The sequence below is a fragment of the Streptomyces sp. NBC_01775 genome, from assembly GCF_035917675.1.
Taxonomy (GTDB): Bacteria; Actinomycetota; Actinomycetes; order Streptomycetales; family Streptomycetaceae; genus Streptomyces.
Genome location: NZ_CP109104.1, coordinates 8,699,075 through 8,718,959 on the forward strand (window position 1 = coordinate 8,699,075; position 19,885 = coordinate 8,718,959).

The 19,885-nt window shown below is 69.5% G+C and carries 12 protein-coding genes and 2 pseudogenes; 9 read left to right on the forward strand and 5 right to left on the reverse strand.

Features of this window, described 5'->3' with window-relative positions:
* Positions 1-18: 18 nt before the first annotated feature.
* On the reverse strand, positions 19-273 hold the full coding sequence (locus OHB04_RS38385) for a hypothetical protein (RefSeq protein WP_326809276.1): 255 nt from the start codon (positions 271-273) through the stop codon (positions 19-21).
* Between the two features lie 219 nt (positions 274-492).
* Between OHB04_RS38385 and OHB04_RS38390 the strand changes: the two genes are divergently transcribed.
* Both OHB04_RS38390 and OHB04_RS38395 read left to right on the forward strand, forming a co-directional pair.
* Positions 493-1,875, forward strand: coding sequence for an NAD(P)-binding domain-containing protein (locus OHB04_RS38390; RefSeq protein ID WP_326692242.1), 1,383 nt, complete (start codon positions 493-495; stop codon positions 1,873-1,875).
* 444 nt (positions 1,876-2,319) lie between these two features.
* Positions 2,320-3,273, forward strand: coding sequence for an NADase-type glycan-binding domain-containing protein (locus OHB04_RS38395; protein ID WP_326692243.1), 954 nt, complete (start codon positions 2,320-2,322; stop codon positions 3,271-3,273).
* Positions 3,274-3,275: 2 nt separating this feature from the next.
* On the opposite strand, the pseudogene OHB04_RS38400 reads toward OHB04_RS38395, so the two are convergent.
* Positions 3,276-3,641, reverse strand: a pseudogene (locus OHB04_RS38400) (alkyl sulfatase dimerization domain-containing protein); the annotation flags it as partial.
* A 779-nt stretch (positions 3,642-4,420) separates the two neighbouring features.
* Here OHB04_RS38400 and OHB04_RS38405 point away from each other — a divergent pair.
* The 5 genes and pseudogenes from OHB04_RS38405 to OHB04_RS38425 all read left to right on the forward strand — a co-directional run.
* Positions 4,421-5,470 carry a S1 family peptidase gene (locus tag OHB04_RS38405; RefSeq protein ID WP_326692244.1) on the forward strand — a complete coding sequence of 350 codons (1,050 nt, stop codon included), beginning with the start codon at positions 4,421-4,423 and terminating at the stop codon, positions 5,468-5,470.
* Positions 5,471-5,788: 318 nt separating this feature from the next.
* Positions 5,789-6,979 carry a hypothetical protein gene (locus tag OHB04_RS38410; RefSeq protein ID WP_326692245.1) on the forward strand — a complete coding sequence of 397 codons (1,191 nt, stop codon included), beginning with the start codon at positions 5,789-5,791 and terminating at the stop codon, positions 6,977-6,979.
* Positions 6,976-8,055: a hypothetical protein gene (locus OHB04_RS38415; RefSeq protein WP_326692246.1), complete on the forward strand. Its 1,080-nt coding sequence runs from the start codon at positions 6,976-6,978 to the stop codon at positions 8,053-8,055. The genes OHB04_RS38410 and OHB04_RS38415 overlap by 4 nt, the downstream gene beginning before the upstream one ends.
* 4 nt (positions 8,056-8,059) lie before the next feature.
* The gene (locus OHB04_RS38420; RefSeq protein ID WP_326809277.1) at positions 8,060-9,175 is read left to right on the forward strand and encodes a hypothetical protein; all 1,116 of its coding nucleotides are present in this window, start codon (positions 8,060-8,062) and stop codon (positions 9,173-9,175) included.
* A 242-nt stretch (positions 9,176-9,417) separates the two neighbouring features.
* Positions 9,418-9,954, forward strand: a pseudogene (locus OHB04_RS38425) (zinc-binding dehydrogenase); the annotation flags it as partial.
* 123 nt (positions 9,955-10,077) lie between these two features.
* On the opposite strand, the gene OHB04_RS38430 reads toward OHB04_RS38425, so the two are convergent.
* Positions 10,078-10,818, reverse strand: a complete 741-nt coding sequence (locus tag OHB04_RS38430) for a hypothetical protein (RefSeq protein ID WP_326692248.1) — start codon at positions 10,816-10,818, stop codon at positions 10,078-10,080.
* A gap of 1,182 nt (positions 10,819-12,000) precedes the next feature.
* Complete coding sequence (locus OHB04_RS38435; protein ID WP_442815055.1) at positions 12,001-14,496, reverse strand: serine/threonine-protein kinase; 2,496 nt, start codon at positions 14,494-14,496, stop codon at positions 12,001-12,003.
* A gap of 2,311 nt (positions 14,497-16,807) precedes the next feature.
* Between OHB04_RS38435 and OHB04_RS38440 the strand changes: the two genes are divergently transcribed.
* Entirely contained in the window at positions 16,808-17,182 is a 375-nt protein-coding gene (locus tag OHB04_RS38440; protein ID WP_326692250.1) for a VOC family protein, read from the forward strand.
* Positions 17,183-17,536: 354 nt separating this feature from the next.
* On the opposite strand, the gene OHB04_RS38445 is transcribed toward OHB04_RS38440, so the two are convergent.
* Positions 17,537-18,520 (reverse strand): acetylxylan esterase, encoded by a 984-nt coding sequence (locus OHB04_RS38445; RefSeq protein ID WP_326692251.1) that lies wholly within the window; start codon positions 18,518-18,520, stop codon positions 17,537-17,539.
* 228 nt (positions 18,521-18,748) lie between these two features.
* Between OHB04_RS38445 and OHB04_RS38450 the strand changes: the two genes are divergently transcribed.
* Complete coding sequence (locus tag OHB04_RS38450; protein WP_326693106.1) at positions 18,749-19,804, forward strand: LacI family DNA-binding transcriptional regulator; 1,056 nt, start codon at positions 18,749-18,751, stop codon at positions 19,802-19,804.
* Positions 19,805-19,885: the final 81 nt, after the last annotated feature.

Below are 19,885 nucleotides of genomic sequence, written 5' to 3' on the forward strand. Positions count from 1 at the left end.
GGACGAGAGGCTGCGCTGTCAATCCAGCCCGACGAAGGCGAGGCCCGGATGGGTGAGGGAGAGCCCCTCGCGGTGCCGGGGGTGCCCAGTCTCATCCAGGGCGGTGTCCAGGCCGGCCAGGTAGGGCATGTCGGGACGGTAGCCGGTGGCGAGCACGATCGCGTCCACCTCCTCCCGCACTCCGCCGATCCAGACGGCCATCGCCCCCTCGATACCGGCGAAGACCTCTCGTCGATCGGGCGCCCCTTTGGCGAGCACGTCGACGTGCTCCATGAAAGACTCCTGGTTAGATAAACGTCTATGTTGACGGGTATCGAATCAGGTGCGAGGCTGGCAGTGCAAGGCATCGACAGAAATCGAAACAGCCGCATGGAGCGACACCGCCTGCCGGGCACGGGGTGTGAAGCAGCGCCCCCGGTGAGCCGCCCTCACCCGCACACTCACCCCCCACTGACCAGCCCCGTGCCCGGAACGCCCATCGAGGAGACCGTCATGAACACCCAGCAGCTCCCGGTCGTCGTCATCGGCGCCGGACCGGTCGGCCTGGCCGCAGCCGCGCACCTGATCCAGCAGGACATCGAGCCCCTCGTTCTGGAGGCCGGCCCGGCCGCCGGGGCAACTGTGCGCGAGTGGGCCCACGTGAAGCTGTTCTCCCCCTGGAGTGAGGTGACCGACCCCGCGGCCGAGAAGCTGCTGGCCCCCACCGGCTGGACCAAGCCCGAGGCGGCCACCTACCCCTCCGGCGGTGACTGGGCCGAGCACTACCTCCAGCCGCTCGCCGACGTCCTCGGCGAGAAGGTGCGCTTCGGGGTCACTGTCACCGGCGTCTCGCGTGCGGGGCGCGACCGCGTCGTGGACGCCGACCGCGAGACCCAGCCTTACGTCGTACACGTCGAGCAAGCCGACGGCCAGGAGGAGCGGGTCACGGCCCGCGCGGTGATCGACGCCTCCGGCACCTGGAGCACTCCCAGCCCCGCGGGCGGCAGCGGCCTGCCCGCGCTCGGCGAGAAGTCAGTAGCCGACCGCGTCACCTACCGCGTCCCCGACCTCAAGGACCCCGCCGTACGCGCCCGTTACACGGGCAAGCGCACTGCGGTCATCGGCTCGGGTGCCTCCGCCTTCACGGCCCTTGCCTGTCTGGCCGACCTCGCCAAGACGGAAGAAGCAGCCGGTACGAAGGTGGTGTGGATCCTGCGGCGTGGCCTGTCCGGCTCCACCTTCGGCGGCGGCGAGGCCGACCAGCTCCCCGCCCGCGGCGCCCTCGGCCTCGTAGCGAAGGCTGCCGTGGACGGTGGCTACGCCGAGGCTGTAACGGGATTCCGTACCGATGCGATCGAGCGGGACAGCAGCAACCGCCTGGTCCTCGTGGGTGAGGACGGAAGGCGCCTGGAGCCGGTGGATGAGGTGATCGCGCTGACCGGGTTCCGCCCCGACCTCTCCTTCCTCTCCGAAATCCGCCTCGGTTTGGACGAGCGCCTCCAGGCCCCGATCGAACTGGCCCCGCTCATCGACCCCAACCTCCACTCGTGCGGCACCGTCTACCCCCACGGCCACCGCGAGCTGTCCCACCCCGAGCAGGGCATCTACCTGGTCGGCATGAAGTCCTACGGCCGCGCCCCCACCTTCCTCGCGATGACCGGATACGAACAGGTTCGCTCCGTCGCAGCAGCCATCGCCGGAGACATCGAATCCGCCGACCACGTCGAGCTCACTCTCCCGGAGACCGGAGTCTGCGGCGGCGCCGGGCTCTTCGACGCTCCCGAGACCGACCAGCCCAGCGGCTGTTGCACTCCGGCGCCGCAAGCGGTCCCAACCGGGGCACCGGCCACGGCTACCGCCCAGGAGAGCACGGCGGGCGGCTGCTGCGGCTCGTGACCAACCAAGACACAGGCGGGCCGGCGCGAAGCCAGCCGGGGGTCTGGTCAGCCTGGTCGCCTGAGAGCTCGTACGGGGGTCAACCTGTGAGCTGGCACGGCAGCGTGTGGGGCTCCAGCACCCGGGCCCCTACTCACCTGTCGGCGGACACGGGGGCGCTGTGTCAGACCGGGTGGACCAACCTCAACAAGAACTTCCCTGCCAGTGACGGGACGGAAGGCGGCGAGACTCTCGTCAGTTTCGGGTGTGTGAGGTTGATGTGCCCAGCAACGCCCCCGTCGAGGACACATGCAGCCAATGGGCGTCTTCGCTAAGAACCCCGCGCGTGAGACGGCGCTCCGCCAAGGCCGGCACCCCGCCCGGCCTCCGCTTCGGCCGACGCCCGCCAGCGGCAGGACACCACGCTCGACGTCGAACGTGCCATCCGCCAGGCGACAGCGGGCGGTGGCAACGACCAAAGCCAGGCCCCCGGTCCTCCCGGGCCGCCCGGCTCCCGCCCGCCCGGAGGTCCGCGTCCCGGGTGAGCCGGAGAACCAGGGCGGCATCGCGTGTCCCTGGTGCCATCTCGCCAACCGCCCCGACCGTCACTTCTGCGCCCGGTGCGCCATGCCGATGGCGCAGGGCCCGGAGAACCCGGCCCTCCGCCCCTGGTGGCGACGGATGCTCGACCACCGCAACAGGGAGGCGCCCTGGGCCGGCGACCGCCCCCGCCTGCGCCGCCAACTGGGCCGCGTCCTGCGCTGGGTGGGCCTCGCGGTGGTACTGGCCCTGGTGGCCTGGGCCCTGTTCCAGACCCCGCGGGCCGTCAGCGCGGTACGCGACCACTTCTCCAAGCGCGCCCCGCTCGCCCCGGACTACTACAAGGCGTCCCGCTCGTACTCCGGACACGGCCCGGACAAGGCGTTCGACGTGGTCAGCAACTCCTGGTGGGGACCGGGGATCACCCAGTCCGCCGAGGGCGAATGGCTGGAGGCCCGCTTCCAGGATCCGGTGCGCCTGCTGGACATCGGCATCACGCCGGGCCGGTCCACCCACGCCGAGGACCAGGGGAAGTCCGCCCTCCCGCACCGCATCGACGCCCGCATCACCACGGACGACGGCAAGACGACCACCAGGGAGATCGTCCTCGACGACGGCACCGGCTTCCAGCGCCGTCCCTTCCGCGCCCAGAACGTCACCGCGGTCCGCTTCACGATCCGTTCGGCCTACCGGGCCGACGCCGAGAAGCAGGTGTCCATCGCCGAGATCGAGTTCTTCGGCCCTTCAACACCCGTAACTCATGACCGGAGGCGACGCCCAACGCCACGCTCGGTCATGGCGTCGGTGCCGGCGAGGACGCCTCGTGATTCGGCTTCGGCCCAGGTGAAGATGCCGGTCGACATGGTGCTGCGCTCCTGAGCGGCACGGAGCGCGTAGACCTCGGCCCGGGCGGTGTGGACGGCGGTGTCGTCGGGGGAGGCGTCGCCGGCGAGTTGGGCGAGGTGGCACACCAGACGGTGGGAACCAGCGCGGGCCAACTCCAGCGCGCGGTCGGCGAGGACCTGGGCGTCCCCGCTCAGGGCGGCCAGTTCGGCCGCCAACTGCTCGTCGGTGGCGGGCTTGAGGTGGGCGGGGTTGCCGTCGTACCAGCCCGCGAACTGGCGCCACACGTTACGGACGATGAACTCCGGCTCATCGTGGAGGGGTTGCGGGTAGTGCAGCGCCGCCAGGTCGTCCGGTACTCGTACGCGGTGCAGGTCTCGGTCAGCGTCGCTCACCCCCGGCATCCTCGATCCCTCGGCGGCGCCGGCTTGGAGCGCTGGGCCGACAAGGGCCGCCGGGGCGCGATAGTTACGATCCGCGTTCCCTGCCGTGGCCGGCCGGCCGACGGAAGGCGCCGTCCGCAGGTCAGTAGGCCTTCGTCGGCGGGGCGGTGCTCCGCGAGTCCGTCGAACCCGGCGTCCCACAGCGTTCGGCACAGTCCGGCCCGAACCCCACCGGAACCTCGCGTACCTGCCCCGCGACGATCAACGAATCCTGACGGCTGCGGAATCGGGGTTGAACCATCTGCGGCATGGCTCCGTAGTAGTGATTTCCACAACCGGCATCGAAACCGCGACTCGCAATGAGTTCCTCATGTGCACACGGACACATCCATGGACCCCGGACGGAAAGTGGGCGTACATCTCGATTCGTTGACCGATACCGGATACGCAACACCGCTGCACAGCACCGTGAAGTGCATCAGGGGCCTGGAAGTACGACTCACGGGACTGCGGGCGTTGACCGTGAAGCAGCTACATCCAGCTGGCCTGACGAGTCCGAAGACATCGGACTCTCGCCGGCTTGGAATACGGCATGAGCAATCCGATTACGAATGCAGGGAGTGAAGATGTCTTTTCGACTGAGTCGCAGAATAAGCCTGACGGCAGCATTGGCGGTGACCAGCGGTGTAGCGCTGACCGTGGGCGGGGTTCAGACCGTGAATGCGGGCACTTCGCAGCCCAAGGGTGAGTCCGAGTCGCAGGTCAACGCAGTCACCGAGTCATATGCCAAGGAGCGGAACATGAGCGGGGAAGAAGCCACGTCCCTGCTCAACCGTCAGGAAAAGCTCGTCAAGACGGCCAAGAAGCTCCAGCCCTCACTGAAGCCCAAATGGAGCGGAGGCAACTGGATCGACCAGAAGAGCGGCAAGCTCGTCGTGGCCGTCACCGACAAGCGACACGCCGCCGAGGTCGACGCGGAAGGAACGGAGACTCGCCTGGTCAAGTACTCGGAAGAAGAGCTCAGCGCGGCCAAGAGCTCGGTCGACAAGCTCGCGAAGCGCTTCAGCCCGAGCGGCGTGACCTGGTACACCGACGTCCGCGCGAACGTGGTCACCGTCAAGGTGGCGAAATCCACGATGCACAAGGGGAAGACCCAGGAATTCATCGACGCGGTGCGCGCCTTGGGGCCCGTGGTGAAGATTCGGTCCACCGACAAGCCCGTGGCGACCAACAGCGGCATGGACAACGGTCACAAGATCGAGGGCACGAACGACAGGAGCTGCTCCATCGGGTGGTGGGTGAAGGACAAGAGCGGCGCCGACCTGATCATGACCGCGGGCCACTGCACGGAGGGTGACCACGCCCTGTGGCGGTACAACGGCCTGCACTTCGGAGGCACGACCAACACCAACTCAGAACCGATGGACTGGGGCACCATCCACGTGGACGACATCGCGGCCCCGCGCCCGACCACGGGTGTCACCCTCTACCACGACGACAAGAAGGCGAAGATATCCGGCTTCGGCAAGGCGCCGGTCGGCACCGAAATATGCAAGTCCGGCTACAAGTCGAAGCAGACCTGTGGCCCGATCCTCGCCCATGACATTTCGGTGACCTACACCGACGGCGCTGTGCGTACGGGTATGTCGTCGGCCGCGCTGCACAGCGACAGTGGCGACAGCGGCGGCTCCGTCTACCAGATGGACCCTGAAAAGAAGGACACCCACGTCATCGCCCAAGGTGTGCTCAGCGGGTCCGGCGGCTCCGGCAAGGATGAGACGATGTACTACCAGCCCATCGAGTCCGCACTGCTCGACGGTGACCTTATCTTCGTCAAGTCCACCTCCTGAAGACTGTCACCCCATTCCCAGGAAAACGGTCAACCGACCATGTAGGACGCGGTCTTGAACCTGCCAGGGCTTCGAGAGCAGGCACGCATACGGCGGGACAACTGACCTGCTGTCCGGCTTAGTTCGGAGAAGGCCTGCTGTGCCGGGGATGCGACAACGCCGACGACAGCTGCCCCCACCTGTATGACTGCCGATGGGCCGACTACCTCATCTCAGCCCGAAGTCGGGAACGTGTGCACGGAGCGCCCGTACGGGGAAGGGCTGGCACGGACGACGGCGTACGCGCATACGCCACGGCACGAGCGAGGGGCACACCGCATGGGCTCGATCCCCTGGGCAGACTGGATGTACCACCTGCCGCACCGGCGCGAGGAGGTCAATCAACTGCATAAATCGGCCCTGGATGATCAGGAGGCGATCCTCCAGGACGGCATTACGGCCGCGCACCGCGTCGACCAGTACAAGCGCATGGTCACCACCAATCTGCTGCTGATGATGACCATCAACGAGACGTCTCTGGGCAGCAGCGACTATCTCCAGTACCGGGAGAAGGTCGAGGCGCTGGAACCGCCGGCCACCGGTTCGCTGCCCGCCGAGGTCATCTCCTTCGTCACCGAATTCAGCGCGGGAGCCTATGTTTTCAAGGCCCTGAACCGGGCGAAGAACGCGCTGGCGGAGTACATCCCCAAGGCGGTACGCGGGGGCATCGCGAAGGTGGTGCCGGAGATCGTCAAGCCGGAGGAGACCCTGGTCGACGCGGCCGGGCGGTCCGGCGTCTCGACCTCCGAGAGCGCGGGGCTCAAGGTCGAGCCGGACAGCGATGTCGGCGTGGTCTCGATGTCGGCGGAGGAGTCGGCCCCGCCGGTCGGTGAGGAGACCGCGGAGATCGAGGCGTCGACCGTGGGCCCCGAGGTGAGCACCGAGGACGCCACTGGGGCCATGAGCAGGGCCAGTCTCGGGGAGTTCGCCGGCATCGGCATCGGCCTCGGTGTCGCGATCGGTATCGACGTCATCTGCGGGGCCATCTCCGGAGCGACCGAGCGGGACCAGCTGAACGCGGAGATCGACAAGCTGCATCCCGCGGTCACCAAGATGAACAAGGCCGTCACCACACTGACCCAGAAGATCAAGAAGGCTGAGGACCTGCTCGTGAAGGAGCAGAGGCGGCTCGCCGACTTCGGGGACGGCATGCTGAAGATCTTCGGCGGCCAAGGGCCCGAGATCAGCAAGCCGGCGCACTTCGGCTACGACAACCACGCGGAATGGACCGCGTACGGCACGGCAATGACGCGCCACTACACGATCTTCAGCGATCTGAAGGCGAAGAAGCACGCGTACATGAATCGCCACCCCCACGCGAGCGAGCAGAAGTTCATCGACTGGTACATCGAGGGCGCGGACACCACCTTCACCTCCGAGCAGCTGAAGCAGTACGCCGATCTCCTGGATACGGTGTCGAAGCGGGTGTATTCGGCTCAGGCACCGGCCGGGGAAGGAGCGAGCCGGTGAGCGCCCCGACCACGGTCCCCGGCACCACCGCCCCCGGCCCGCCCCTGACCCCGGATGCGCTCACCGCCCGGCTCGCCTACTCCGAGCGCGTACTGGCCGCACGCGCCGCACCCCTGCTGAGCGCGCTGGAGACACTGCAGTACGTCGTCGGGGTGGAGATGCTGACCCGGCTCGCCGAGGCGGCGCTGACCCAGCCGCAGGGCCCGTACGACGCCTTCCACCTGAAGCTGCGCTCCGGGAGCTACGCGGAACAGTCTGTCGGACAGCCGCCGCCCGGTGCGCTGCCCGCGACGGTCTCCGGACTGTTCCGGCACGCCCGCCTGCCCAAGGTCTACTCCGCCGTGCCCTGGTGGTTCGGCTCCGTCGCCCAGGATCTCCTGGACGAGGGCGACGGCGAGGGCGGCTGTGCCGCACTGCTCCGGGTAGCCCGGCGGGAGGGGCTGACCCACGGCGGCGAGGGTCCTGCTCGCCCACTGACCCCCGCCGACCTGGGCCCCGAGACCGGCCTCGACGAGGTCGGCGACCGGCTGCGCAAGGCCACCGGCTGGACCCTGATGCGGACGGCGGCGCTGCTCCCCGGTGTCCTCGGTCTGCCGGAGCTGCGCCGCCGCTGGCACGAGAACCCGCAGGAGGGGCCCCGGTTACGGCAAATGATGGAGCATCAGGCAGCCAAGGCCGAACTGCTCATCGGCGCGCTGGAAAGGCCGCTGCCCTCCGTCCTCGACACCACCCTCCAGCGGCAGCGCGCCTGCCACGAGATCCTGTCCCGGCTGCTCCAGCCCTACCAGGAGGTGTTGCCGGAGCTGACGGACGCGCTCCGTCACACCCCGCCGGCCGAGGACGGCGCCGGGCTGCCCCGGGTGCTGGGGCTGTTCATGGTCGCAGCGCCCCGCCTCGCCCTGCCGGTCCGCATCCGGCACGCGATGACCGCCCGCCCACGCGACGAAGACCAGGCCCTCGCGGACTGGACCGCCCGGGCCGAGGCCGAGGGCCTCTCCCTCGGGTGGACCCGGGCCTGTCTCCAGCGCGTCGCGCACCTGTCTCCCGAGTTCCACCCCGAGCAGGAAAGCAGGTGAGCACGTGTCCGGCATGCCCAACTTCGGCTGGCCCGGAGACGCCGGCGTGAAGCGCCAGACGGTCGGGTCGGTGATCAGCGAGGGCGTCTACCACGTCTCCGAACTGCACGACCGCGCCGTCGCTCTCTACGGCACCGCCACACTGCTGCACCAGCAGGTCACCACCCAGATCGACGCCCTGCGGTCCCGGCGTACCGACGGGCGTTCGCTCGCCGCGGGCGTCGCGCTGCTCACTGTGATCACCGAGACCGTCAAGGACTCGGACGAGGAACTGGAGAAACTGCTGAGTGCCGCTGACGCCCAGGCCGTCCGGCCCGAGCTCGGCCGTCCCGGCACCCTCCCGCTCGACATCGCGCAGACGCTCAACGGCTACGGCGGCGGAATGGTCCTGGGCCAGTTGGCGGTGCGGCTCGGGCTGCTGGCCCGGCACTCGATGCTCAACGCCGCCGCGGAATTCCTGCCCTCCCAGACGGTGGAGGAACTGCCCGCGGCGCTCGACGAGCTCGGTGTCACCCTCGCCGAACCCACGGCGGAGGAGGCCACGGCGGAGGTCGCAGAGGCATTCGGCGCGGGTGCCATGGAGACGCTGTCCGGGGCGAGTGTCGCGGCAGCGGGTCTGGGCTTTCTCGTCACCGCGGGGCTGGAGATAGGCCTGAGCTGGATCTCGGCGAAGAAGAACGCCGGGGAGCTCCAAGCCGCCATTGACGACTACCAGAAGAAGATCGACAAGCTGACGGGCTATCTGCGGGTGGCGACCACAAAGAACGAGGAGGCCTGTGCGTCCATCCGCCGGGACCAGCAACTCGTCAACGGCGTACTGTCCGCGCTGGCCAAGGAGTTCGGGCCGATCGGCACGGCGCCGCCACCACCCGACGAACACCGGGTCGCCGAGACACTGGTGGCCCTGCGGCAGGCCCTCCGGCACTACGGGCTCTACGCCGAGGTACGCATCCACTGGCAGCGGTGGCGGAACAAGTACGGGGAGGACAGCGGCCCCACCTTCGTCGAGTGGTACGACGAGGGCGCGCCGGAAGGCGCCAGCCGTGAACAGATCAACTCCTGTCTGAACGCCCTGCGCAGCGCATCCCGGAGCTTCGCGAGGACGCAGCCCCCGCCGTGAGGGCCGACTCCGGTTGCGGTGACGGCTGACACGGCCGCCGCACTGCGTCCACGGCTCCCGGCGCGGGCACCGGCCGGGCCGGACGGGGTGCGGCGGCCACGGTGGCCGGGCCACCGGAAGTGGACGAATCGGAGGTCATGGCGAAGCTGTCATGCAGACCGTGTCCTACACGACTCACCACGTAGGACACGGTCCAAGAAGCCCGTCGTGCGGCGGCCATGACCACCACCCCGATGTGCCAGCAGGGCCTCGTCGACCTCGGCGGCGTGACCGAGGGCGACCGGGTTCTGGTCCACGGCGGTGGTGGCGGGGTCGGCCACGTCGCGATCCAGATCGCTAAAGCGCTCGGCGCGCATGTGATCGCGACCGCCGGCGGGAGCAAGCGGAAGTTCGTCTAGGGGTTCGGCGCCGACGAGGTGATCGACTGCACGGCGGTCGACCTCACCGACGCGGTCCGCGACATCGACGTCGTGCTCGACACGATCGGCGGCGACACCGTCGAGCGGTCGCTCGGAGTGCTCCGCCCAGGCGGTCACCTGGTGACGGCGGTCGCCGAGGAGGATCCGGAGCTCGCCGCCAAGTACGAGGCCGCCGGCATGCGCTTCAGCGGCATCGCGGTCGACCCCGATCCGGTCGCCCTGCGAGGTCTCGTCGAACTCGTCGAACAGGGCAGGCTCCGGGTCCACGTGCAGGAGACGTTCCCGTTCGAGCGCGTCGCCGACGCGCACCGGCTGCTCGACGGCGGTCACCTCCAGGGCAAGCTCGTCCTCACCGTCTGATCCCGTCGTGGGCCTCGCGTGAGCCGAGGCCCCACTGATGGACGACCTCGTGGGGTTCGTCTTCGGGGACTGGAGCACCACCTCGGTCCTCCATGTGATGCCGCCCGTCCCGGCTCCGTCCGATCAGCGGAGCATTGCCTGTCGCACCGTGATGCCATGGCGTGAGCGGAGCCGCCTGAGCTCCCACAGGCTCAACGCGGTGATGGACAACGGCGCACCGAAGATGAGGGCCATCCGCACGCCGAAGGGCGCGGCGTCGTAGGCGCCGGTGAACAAGTCAGAGACGGCGAGTTCCCACACCAGCACCATCGCCAGCAGCGGCGGCAGCGCTTCGTGGATGTCGGCGGTGCGGAACACATGAATCAGGACCATGGCAATGCCGTAGAGGATGAACGGCACCACCCACAACAGGAAGAAGAGCGTGAAGGCGAGGCGTGCGTAGGCCCCGGGCGACGGCGTCGCCTTACTGGAGATGAGAACGTCCCCGAACACACCGTTTCCGAGCAGCAGGACGAAGACGATCGAGCAGAACAGCGCGCACAGCGCTCCCAGCGGTTTCAGCGCACGCCGCAGGAACAGCTGCCGGCTGGGCGGGCGGGTCGCTGCGATGAAACCCGCCACGCAGACCGGGAACGTGATCGCGAGCAGGTTCACAGAGGTCTCGACCTGATCCATGCGCTGGTCCAACAGACCCTCGGCGTCCGTCACGAGCCGGTACGCCAGCAAAATGCACACCACCGCCGCGAAGCCGACCACCGTGCGCACGACCTGGACCTTCTTCACAGCCGGGTCCTGAACCCGGTCGGGCCGCGAAGGGGTGAACACCCGGCGACCCACCGCGATCGGATTGATCGTGCGCCACACCCGGCTTCCCCACGAGGGACGACGCCGCGGAACCGGAGGCCAGACCGGCGCCGGACCCCCCGGCGGTTGTCCGCCGTACGGCCCCCAAGGGTTCTGCCCCATGCCGCCACTCATCGCCTGCCCCCGTTGCTGATCCTGTACGTCGCCTGCAAACGGTCCAGAGAATACGCAACCCGGCGAGCCACGGCTCAGGCGTCACCCTCGCCCGACTCGACATATGACGATCGCCGCGCCTGGCGCGGTTCCGCCGTAGCCCGGGTAGGCGCCGGAGAACCTTGGCTTCGTCAGTGAACCCTGTGCTTTGGTGCGGATCTTGGGCAGTGGTCGCGAAGGGTTGCCGCTGTGTTCGTTTACGAGGTACTGGCCTCGCGTGAGACCGCGTACGCCTCACCACCGGGCAGTGGGCGGTGATGCCCCGTCAGGTAGCTGTGGACCTCCGCCGTTCACCGACTGTGGCCGGTGACGCCGGAGGTCATGCAGGCCGACTCACTGTTCTGGGACTCGCCGGCGTTCGACGAGATCGACGAGGTGGACGTCGAAGGGGTAACCGCTGCCTTCGGCAGCGTCGACATCGTGGCGAGACGCCGTGCGACCGGCGCGGTCTGCCCGATGGTGGTCGGCTCTCGGACCGAGTGCACGACTCCTATACGCGCGCTTCACCACTCGGTTGAACCACATGCTGGAGCGTGTCGGGCCCGCGCTGGCAGGACGGGCCGACTACCCGTCTGGCTACCCAACTGGGTGTGGGAGCCGGGCGGATGACTCCGCTGTGCAGGGTCATGGCACTGCCGGATCCGCAGTTCGCCACACCGCGCGTAGCGACCGACGGTGCCGTCGACGTCGAGCCGCACCCGCTTACTCTGCCGACCGCCGTCGCGCCGAGCGCATGTTGCTGGATCCGCGCTGGACCAGCGCGACCACCGCACCACGAACCCACATCAGCCACCTGGCCGGCGACTTCAGGATGACCAAGCTTCACTCAGCCACTGCCCCAGCGTCATCTGCTCGTCCAGCGCTTGCCCCGCGAGGTAACGAATCGACCAGGGGTGGGTGACCACCGACCGGCCACCGTCCCACAGGACCGGCAGCGATCGCGTCGCGAACGCTACGGGGTGGACGACGGCCCCGCGCAGCCGTTGGTATACCCGGTGGGCGGGGGAGGGGAGCAGGTCACCGCCGAGGTCATGCGCTGGTGTGTGCGGGGTCCTCGAGGCCGAGGTCCACGGCCCGGGCGTGGAGCTTGTAGAACTCGTCCAACACGGGGTGCGTCGTCGTGGGGTCGCTCGCGTACTCCCGCAGGGCGTCGCGATAGAGGCGAACGGTGCCGGTGAGGGGAGAGGTCGGGCCCAGGAGCCGCTCGCAGTCGGTGAGCACCTCCTCGAAAGCGGTGGACGTATCGGCCACATCGGCACCAGATCGCCCCCGCGCGTCGGCGAGGTAGGCGCGGGCGGCGAGAGTGCCGTAGTGCTCCGCTCCCCACAGCCGTTGGATATCGGCGAGCAGCTCCTCGTATGCCGCGACCGCTCCGGCGAGGTCTCCCGCGTTCGCGAGCAGGCCGGCGAAGGTGGTACGAGCAACGAGCACGGAGTAATGGTCCGGCCCCGCCACCCGCGAGAGGTCGGCGAGGAACTCGCGGTGGGCGTCGACTGCCCCGGCCGGGTCGCCCGCCTCTCCCCGCAGGCGGATCAGGGCGTCGCGGACCTCGAGGGCGGCGAGATGGTCGGGTCCCAGGGCCCGCAGGTGATCGTCCAGCAGGCGCTCGAACTCCACCGCCCACTTGCCGGGGTCGTCCTCCCCGTCTCTCAGCTCAGCCAGATCCATCTTCAGTTCGAGGAAGCGGCGGCGTGCCGTGAGGGTGTCCGGGTGGTCGGGGCCCAGCACCCGCATATTCTCGGCGACCGCTTCCTCGTGGGCCGCCTCGGCCCCGGCGTGGTTACCCGCCTTCGCCCTCAGCTTGCCGAGCAGTCCACGCAGGCTCAGGGTGTCGGGGTCGTCGGGGCCCAGCACCCGCAGGTGATCGGTCAGGAGCGCCTCAACGGTGACGACCGCTCCCGCGGGGTCGCCCGCCTCAGCCTGCTTTTCGGCGTGCTCCCCACGCAACTTCAGGGTCTGGGGGTGGTCGGGGCCCAGGGCACGGACGTGGTCGGCGAGCAAGTCCGTGAACTCGGCGGCCACTGCCTCCGGAGCTGCCATGGCCCCGAACGTGGCGACCATGGCTCGGACCTCAAGGGTGGCGGGATCGTCGGGTCCCAACAACCGTGCGCAATCCGCGCCGAGGTCGGCCAACAGACGAGCAGCCTCCGCGACCTCTCCGGCCTCCATGATCTGGAAGGCATGGCTGCTGCGGGTGGCCATGGTGTTGGCGTCGTCGGGCCCCAGCGCACGCGTGTAGTCCGCGACAAGGTCTGCCAACATCCGTGCGGCTTCTCCGTGTTGCCCCGCCTGGCCGCGGTTCAAGGCGTGCTCATGGCGTGAGGCCAGGGTGTCGGGGTGGTCGGGCCCCAGCACGCGCGCCCGGTCGGCACTGACCTCGGCCATCACATGTGCCGCCTCCGCATGCTCGCCGGCGTCTGCGAGGTTCATGGCGTGCTCATGGCGCGAGGCCAGGACGTCGGGGTGGTCGGGGTCCAGGACAGGTGCCCCGTCGGCACCAGCATCGGCACCGACCTCAGCCGTCGAACCAACGGACTCTCCGGGGTCCGCGTCCTGGCCGGCCGGCTCTTCTCGTCGCGGCGCCGTGGCGGTGGGAGCGGCATGGGGCGGGGTGGGCGCCGCTGGTTCGGTGTAGGGCGTGGTCGGGGGTGTCGTCCGGTGGTGGATGAGGGTGGTCACGGCGGCCGGCCAGGGGGAGGTGGCGGGGAAGTCGTCCGGCGGGTCCCAGTGCGACGTGATCCGTTCGAGCAGCTCCGGAAGGGTGGGCCGGTCGCCGGGATCCTTGGCCAGGCATGCGGCGGCCAGGTCGTGGAGCGGCCCGTGGAGGGCGTCCAGGTGCGGTTGGCCGGCGACGACGCGGTGGAGGACCGCCAGGGGCGGGCCCTGGCCGAACGGCTCCGTGCCGGTGGCGGCGAAGACGATGACCGCTCCGAGGGCGAAGACGTCGCTGGCAAGGCCCACGTCTCCACCCTCGATTTGTTCGGGGGACATGAAACCCGGCGTGCCGATGTACTGGCCCGTTCCTGTCAAAGCGGTGCTTTCCAGGGTCCGGGCGATCCCGAAGTCGATCACGCGGGGCCCGTCGGCGGCCAGCACCACGTTCGACGGCTTGAGATCACGATGGAGCAGCCCCTCGGCGTGGACGGCCTGGAGCGCTTCCACCAGCCTGGCCGTCAGCGGCCACATCGAGCTTTCCGGCAGCGGCCCGGTTTTGGCCACCGCTTCGGCCAGGTCAGGACCGGGAACGTAGACCGTCGCGATCCACGGCGGGTCGCCCTCCGGGTCGGCGGCCACCACGGGAGCGGTGAACGCCCCGCTGACCGCCCGTGCCGCCTCCACCTCCCGTCCGAAACGCCGCCGGAACTCCCACTGCCCCGCCAGGTGCGGGTACACGACCTTCACCGCCACAGCCAGCCCACCCGGTGAACGGCCCAGGAACACCTCTCCCATGCCCCCGGCACCCAGCCGGCCACGCAACACAAACGCCCCCACCCGCTCCGGGTCCCCCGCTCTCAACGCCTCCACGCCGGCTTCCTCCATCGCCCCAGAACGCACACGGGGGTCCACGCGTCCGAACACCTACCCAACTCCGAACCCGACAGGCGAAGATTCACCACCGGCCTGTGCCGATACCGCCGGGCGTAACCAACTGGCCCCCCGCGGAAGTTGAGCTGGATGTGAAGAAGAACAACCGCCCCGCCGGGACACCGAAGAAGCTGTCTACCAGTCCCGTTTGAACCTGTCCACGGCCACCCTCGGACTCGTGGGCGATCTTCTGCACGGCCAGCTTAAGAAGATCCGCTCGCGGTGGCGCAAGCTTCCGCCCGGGAAGATCGCCACCATCGTTCTCGCTGTCCTCTGCCACGACCAGCGTCTTTGCGACATGGCTGCCGCCAACGACGTCTCCCACACCATCGTGCGGCCGGTAGGTGCAGGCAGGTCAACTAGCCGATCGCGGCCGAGCGGGCAGTCTGCGAGCACGCCTTCGCCTGCCTGAAGAACTCGCTTCCTCACCAAACTCCGGCTCTGCGGCCGGCACGCGACCACACTGCTGCGGCACTGACTGCTGCGGGCACTGCTTGTACTGACCAACACCGGAATCGCCCGCCGACAGACGATCTTCAGCACAGACATCCGCGCTGGGACCAGCACGGACACCACACCACGTACCCACACCAGCCTGGGCGTTGAGTTCGTCTCCTGCGTGGAGTCGGAGCATGAGCAAGATCGTGAAGACGGGCATCTCCCGCGCTTCCTGATACGCCGCCATGAACTCACCCATCAGGACGGGGTTCCGTGGCCTCGCCGGCCAGGTACGACGAAGCGGCCACCGGACACGTCCGGTCCTTCGCCGCGTTGATGGCCATCCGCAACGCGAGCCGACTGCTCGGGTGGCTCGCCGCTGACCGCGCCGACGTGAACCACGGCCCTGCGCGGCTTCGCCGACGGCCTGCCGGCCGACCTCGACCTGCTCGGATACAGGCAGAGCGGCCGTCCTCCGGTGCGCGTGATGGTGTTCGGCTACTCGCGGATCATAGCCACGCCACCCGGCGAACCCATGCGGACACGGCACCAGCTTCGGCGGTGAGCCGTCCTTGGTCGCAGTGGGGCGGGCAGGACATGGGTCTACGGGGAATTCATGACCCTCCGGTCGGCTGACGTAGGTGTAGGTGGCGTCGTCGGCGACGCCACCGCCGGTTGTGATGACGAGGGGACGGTACCGGCCGTCATGGTAGGTGTGGTGATGGTGAGTCGGCTGAAGGAGAGGACGGTCACGGTGACGACGGTCGGCCCGACGGCCACCTGGCTGACTGTCGACAGGTAACGGGGGTTCCACTCATAGAAATCCCTTTCACATGTGGTGACAGGGACCGCCCGGAACGTAGGTCAGCGCCGCAGGAAGTGGTGCAACCCTCCCGACCAGGCCCTTTCAGTTGCCCGTATCCGGCGATCGTTGCGGCGGTTCGCCCGTAGCCGCCCCGGGCGGACCATGCCGGACGACCTGTTCACGTTCGGCAGTGTCGCGATGGCGCACTGCTCGGCCGCCACCCAACGGTCACCGTCCCGTCCCTGCCATGGCTGTTGGTCACGCCGTCCAGCGCCGGTGGGAGCTCCAGGTGGCGGTCGGCGACACCCGGACCTGGCCGCGAACAACCGTGCCGCACGCCGTGGCACGGTGATCGAGGCCGAGTACCCTGGCCCGGCCGGCACCCGCCAGGTCGGCTCAGTGACCGCCGGTGAACCGGCGACCCGCGCCCGGCTCGGTCTGCTGCGCCTGCCCGGGAGGCCGCAGGCGAACTGCACCGCGTGGAGCCCCCGTTCACCGTGGACACCTGGGCGGCCCCGGCTGATCGAGGGCAAGCGGCGGGCCCGCGTGCCCGCCGGCCGGGCGGGACTGTACGTCGTCCTGGAAACCTCTTCCCGCACAGGAACCCCAACCTGCGGGCCTGGGCCGCGGCCTGCCAAATTCGCCACGGACTCGCCCATCCGCGCCAGGACCGAGTACCCCGGCCAAGGCCGCCTGAAGAGCCGTTACTCCGCCGGCAGTTCCACGGTCACCAACGTGCCCCGGGCTTCCGGGACGGACCGGCCAAGACCGCGTGACGAGCCACTTGCGGCTGGTCGCTTTCCTGTTGTGGCGGTCGGCCCGGTCAAGTAAGGTCACCCAACGTGAACACCGGCCCGGCGCTACGCCACGCACAGATTGGCCACCCGGTGGACGGCTGATCGCACGGCGGGTGCAAAGAACGCACCCCCTCAGTTCGGCACGCGGACCTCCCGGCACTCGCGCACCGCGAGTCCGTCTTCCGTGTCGAACAACAACGAGGTAAGCCGAATGACAGCCACGTTCAACCACACCATCATCGCTGCCAAGGATCGCGACGAGTCGGCTCGGTTCTTCCGAGAGCTGTTGGAACTCGAGGAAGCACCGTCCTGGGGCCCGTTCACCAACATCCAGCTCACCGACGGCGTGCTACTGCAGTTCGCCGAGCCGCCGGTGGAGATCCAGATGCAGCACTACGCGTTCCTGCTCGACGACGAGCTGTTCGATCGCGCGTATGGCCAGCTGTGTGATCGCGGCATCGAGCACTGGGCCGATCCGCAGATGCGCCGCCCAGGCGAGATCAACAACGGACACGGCGGTCGAGGCGTGTACTTCAAAGACCCCGCCGGTCACGCGATCGAGCTGATCACCCGCCCGTATCTGTAACCGCGGGAGGATCTGGTCGGGCGCCGGAAACGCGGCGCCCGACCAGGCGGTCAGCCGGCCGAAACCCACTTTTGCCCCACGGCGCCCAGGGAACTGAGCGGCTGACGGGGCAGTTCCCTGGATCCCGTGCGGAGAGGGACATGTGGTGGGCCGGGTTCTGTCTCTTTGGCCCGTGTCGGGTCGCAGATCAGGATGCTGACGAGGTGGCGGCGGGGGCGCACGTGCTCGCGCGCAGCCGCCGGCGGTTCGCCGAGACACCTCCCGCCCGGTGGTTCCAGAGGTGGATGAAAACCGCCTGGCGGTGGCGGCCTCGGCCGCCACCCCGTCCTGCCGCGCCCGCTCCGGCCGTCGCCTTCAGGCGCGGGTACCGAAGCCGGGCAGCCCGGCGAGCCAGTCGAGCTGCACCGCCTCGTGATGTGGGCCACCGCCCTCGTGGTCGTTGAACTCGTAGACCTCGATGCGCTTGTCCTCGCCCGCGTACGCGTTGAAGGCCGCGAAAACGGTGGAGGGAGGGCAGGTCCGGTCCTCCAGGGCCGCCGCGAACAGGGCGGGGGCGCGACCGCGCGCGGCGAAGTGCACGCCGTCGAAGTAGGACAGGGTGCGCCGTGCGGCGGCGCCGCGGTCGCGGAAGGTCTTCAGGTAGTCGCCGATCTCGCGGTAGGGGCGCCGGTCGGTGAGGGTGATGGCGCGGGGGAAGTCGCAGAGGAACGGTACGTGCGGTGCGACGCCTGCCAGGTCCGGTACCAGCCCGCCGGCCGCCAGGGCGATGCCGCCGCCCTGACTGGTGCCGATCACCACCGTGCTCGCGGCGTCCGTGAGCGGGTGGGAGCGGGCCGCTTCCACCGCGCGGACCGCGTCCGTGTACACGCGCCGGTAGTAGTAAAGGTCCGGGTCGTCGATGCCCCGCGTCATGAAGCCGGGCAGGGACGGCCCGCTTCCCGCCGGGTCCGGGGTGTCGCCACCGCCCCAGCCCGCCCCCTGGCCCCGGGTGTCCATCACGAAGTGCGCGTATCCGGCGCACGCGTGCAACAGCTGGGTGTGCGGCAGCCCCCGGCCGCCTCCGTATCCGGCGAACTCGACCACCAGCGGCAGGGGTTCCTCGGCCGCCGCAGGCAACGTCAGCCAGCCGCGCACCGGATGCCCGCCGAAGCCGGCGAAGCTGACGTCGTGGACCTCGACGGCCCGCAAGGGGCCCGCCACGGGCGTGAAGCTGACATCGAGCGGATGGGATCGGGCCTCCTCGAGTGTCCGCTCCCAGAACGATGCGAAGTCCTCGGGCTCCGCCGAGGCGCTGCGATGGGTGTGCAACTGGTCGATGGACAGGTCGAACACGGCCATGGAAGGACTTCCCATCAGGTTGGCGGGGAACGCCGGCACCGCACCGTAAGCGATCAACTGAGCGCACCGGCAGGCTGGGACGGAACTTCGCGCACGCCTCTTGACGCCCGGAAGCGGGCGCTCAATAGTGTCGTTCATGCGCATTACTAATGCGCATTACCTGTCGTCCGGCAGCGCTCTGGAAGGGTTTCGTTCGTGTCCGAGGTACGTCGCAGCAAACCGGGCCGGATGCCCGCCGCACGGGGGCCGGGCGCCCGGCCGCGCCAGGCCGAGGTCGCCAAGGCGGCCGGGGTCTCGCAGGCGACCGTATCCCTGGTCCTCGGCGGCAAGGACCGAGGCTCCACGATCTCCGACGAGACCAGGCACCGGGTGCTCGACGTCGCGCGGGAACTCGGGTACACGCACGATCCGGCGGCCCGACGCCTCGCGGCAGCCCGGAACAACCTGCTGGGTGTCTTCAGCTTCACCGCGACCTTCCCCACCGACGTACAGCACTCGTACTACTCCTTCCTGGTGGGCGTCGAGCAGGAAGCCGCAGCACGCGGATACGACCTTGTGCTGTTCACCGGCTCCAGTTCCGGCGGCGCCGGCGCCGCCGCCCCGGATGCGCTGAGCCGGGTGCGCCTCGCCGACGGCTGCCTCATCCTGGGCCGTCACGCTCCCGCCGCTGAGCTGCGGCGTCTGGTGGACGACGGCTTCCCCGTCGTCCACCTGGGCCGCAGGCAGGAGCCCGAAGGGCTGGCATGGGTGGGCGCCGACTACGTCAGCGCGAGCCGAGAGGTGGTCGCCCGGCTGGCCGCACAGGGACACCGGCGCATCGTCCTCGTACGGGAGGACGACGAGGCCACGGCCTCAACCGACCGCGAGCGCGGCGTTCATGAGGGCCTCGCGGACGCCGGCCTCGACACCGGCCCCTGGACCGTCTTCCGCACCGCGGACCCGGCCCGTTGCCTCACCGTCGCGCGGCTGTGCGCCTGGCGCGAGGACGGCGTCACCGCCATCGTCGCGGAGGAGACCGACACCGGCGGCGCGTGGCGGGCCTTGCTCGGCGCGGTCCGCGCGGCCGGCTGGACCTGCCCCGACGACATCAGCCTCGCCCTGCTCGGTGACCCGCCCGCCGACCTGGCCGGCGAACCCTCGCCCACCGGGTTCGACATCCCGCGCAGCCGGCTGGGCGGGGCCGCCGTGCGCCGCCTGACCGCGCTCGTCGCCGGCGAAACCGCGGACGAACCGCTGGTGTTGTGTCCGCACCGCCCCGGCACCACCAGCGGCCCGCCCCGATAGGGGCACCGATCCCCCCTCCCGGCCGTCCCGCCCGGACGGACGCCCGGCCGCACCGCGCAGCACCAGCTCGTACGCAAGGAG

Excerpts from the sequence above, each read along its gene's own strand:
- OHB04_RS38385 (WP_326809276.1), bottom strand. The coding sequence starts at position 273 with ATGGAGCACGTCGACGTGCTCGCCAAAGGGGCGCCCGATCGACGAGAG.
- OHB04_RS38390 (WP_326692242.1), top strand. The coding sequence starts at position 493 with ATGAACACCCAGCAGCTCCCGGTCGTCGTCATCGGCGCCGGACCGGTC.
- OHB04_RS38405 (WP_326692244.1), top strand. The coding sequence starts at position 4,421 with ATGAGCGGGGAAGAAGCCACGTCCCTGCTCAACCGTCAGGAAAAGCTC.
- OHB04_RS38410 (WP_326692245.1), top strand. The coding sequence starts at position 5,789 with ATGGGCTCGATCCCCTGGGCAGACTGGATGTACCACCTGCCGCACCGG.
- OHB04_RS38440 (WP_326692250.1), top strand. The coding sequence starts at position 16,808 with ATGACAGCCACGTTCAACCACACCATCATCGCTGCCAAGGATCGCGAC.
- OHB04_RS38445 (WP_326692251.1), bottom strand. The coding sequence starts at position 18,520 with ATGGCCGTGTTCGACCTGTCCATCGACCAGTTGCACACCCATCGCAGC.
- OHB04_RS38450 (WP_326693106.1), top strand. The coding sequence starts at position 18,749 with ATGCCCGCCGCACGGGGGCCGGGCGCCCGGCCGCGCCAGGCCGAGGTC.